Below are 1,799 nucleotides of genomic sequence, written 5' to 3' on the forward strand. Positions count from 1 at the left end.
TGTGAAGTACCCTGTGCCCCTTGTTCACAGGTCCCTCGCCCCATGTTCTTCCTGATTGCCTACATCAGCAGCGTCGTGCTGATCAACTTCGCCTTTTCTACCGCTCCGCACCTGGATGTCATCTGGTCTGCCTGGGGCGGCCTGGTATTTGTCCTGCGGGACATGGTGCAAACCCGTTTCGGCCATGGCGCGATCATCGCCATGCTGGCGGCGCTGGTGCTGTCCTATATCACCTCCGATCCGTCCATCGCCCTGGCCAGCGCCACGGCGTTCGCGGTGTCCGAATGCATTGACTGGCTGGTGTTCAGCATCACCAAGCGCCCACTCCACGACCGCCTGTGGATAAGTTCGGCGCTGAGTATCCCCCTCGATACCTTCATCTTTTTCGGCCTGATCGGCGCCTTGACGCCCGCGGTCGCCGGCACTGCCCTGGTGTCGAAATTCGCCGGCGTTACCGTGGTGTGGCTGGCCATGGCCTGGCGTTTGCGCCGGCAGCGCGTCGCCAACTGAAGCCAATCCTTACAGTTCATGTAAAATGCCGGCCTTTCTCCCCACGATCCGCTCCCCTGAGGACCTGAGATGACCCGAATCGGAACTCCATTGTCGCCAACCGCGACCCGCGTAATGCTGTGTGGCTGCGGTGAGCTGGGCAAGGAAGTGGTAATCGAACTGCAACGCCTGGGCGTTGAAGTGATTGCCGTGGATCGCTACGCCAACGCGCCGGCCATGCAGGTTGCCCACCGCAGCCACGTGATCAACATGCTCGACGGTGCCGCGCTGCGTGCCGTGATCGAAGCCGAAAAGCCGCACTTCATCGTGCCGGAAATTGAAGCGATCGCCACCGCCACCCTCGTGGAGCTGGAAGCCGAAGGCTTCACCGTGATCCCGACCGCCCGCGCGACGTTGCTGACCATGAACCGCGAAGGTATCCGTCGCCTGGCCGCCGAAGAGCTGGACCTGCCGACCTCGCCGTACCACTTCGCCGACACCTTCGAGGACTACAGCAAGGCCGTCACCGACCTGGGCTTCCCGTGTGTGGTCAAGCCGGTGATGAGTTCGTCGGGCAAGGGCCAGAGCCTGCTGCGCAGCGCCGATGACGTGCAGAAAGCCTGGGATTACGCCCAGGAAGGCGGGCGTGCCGGCAAGGGCCGCGTGATCATCGAAGGCTTTATCGACTTCGACTACGAAATCACCCTGCTGACCGTGCGCCACATTGGCGGCACTACCTTCTGTGCGCCTGTCGGTCACCGTCAGGAGAAGGGCGACTATCAGGAATCCTGGCAGCCACAGGCCATGAGCCCGATTGCACTGGCGGAATCCGAGCGCGTTGCCAAGGCGGTAACCGAAGCGTTGGGTGGTCGTGGTCTGTTTGGCGTCGAGCTGTTTATCAAAGGCGATCAGGTGTGGTTCAGCGAAGTGTCGCCGCGCCCCCATGACACTGGCCTGGTGACCCTGATTTCCCAGGACTTGTCTCAGTTCGCCCTGCATGCGCGGGCAATTCTCGGCCTGCCGATCCCGTTGATCCGTCAGTTCGGGCCTTCGGCTTCGGCAGTGATCCTGGTGGAAGGCAAGTCGACCCAGACGGCGTTTTCCAACCTGGGTGCAGCCTTGAGCGAGCCGGATACGGCGTTGCGTCTGTTCGGCAAGCCGGAAGTGAATGGCCAGCGCCGTATGGGCGTGGCGCTGGCGCGGGATGAGTCGATTGAGGCAGCGCGGGCTAAAGCCACTCGTGCTTCGAAGGCTGTTGTTGTAGAGCTGTAACCCNNNNCCGATCGTTCCCACGCTCCGCGTGGGAATGC

2 protein-coding genes are annotated in these 1,799 nt (G+C 62.3%); both read left to right on the top strand.

The genetic code is table 11. From position 1 onward, the window contains the following. The first annotated feature begins 42 nt into the window (after positions 1-42). Positions 43-510: a hypothetical protein gene (locus JV201_RS05195; protein ID WP_003209599.1), complete on the top strand. Its 468-nt coding sequence runs from the start codon at positions 43-45 to the stop codon at positions 508-510. A gap of 69 nt (positions 511-579) precedes the next feature. Then, positions 580-1,761 (top strand): formate-dependent phosphoribosylglycinamide formyltransferase, encoded by a 1,182-nt coding sequence (gene purT / locus JV201_RS05200; protein ID WP_023659130.1) that lies wholly within the window; start codon positions 580-582, stop codon positions 1,759-1,761. Positions 1,762-1,799: the final 38 nt, after the last annotated feature.

Origin of the sequence: Pseudomonas sp. Colony2 (genome assembly GCF_019382755.1) — a bacterium.
Taxonomy (GTDB): domain Bacteria; phylum Pseudomonadota; class Gammaproteobacteria; order Pseudomonadales; family Pseudomonadaceae; genus Aquipseudomonas.

Excerpts from the sequence above, each read along its gene's own strand:
- purT (WP_023659130.1), top strand. The coding sequence starts at position 580 with ATGACCCGAATCGGAACTCCATTGTCGCCAACCGCGACCCGCGTAATG.
- JV201_RS05195 (WP_003209599.1), top strand. The coding sequence starts at position 43 with ATGTTCTTCCTGATTGCCTACATCAGCAGCGTCGTGCTGATCAACTTC.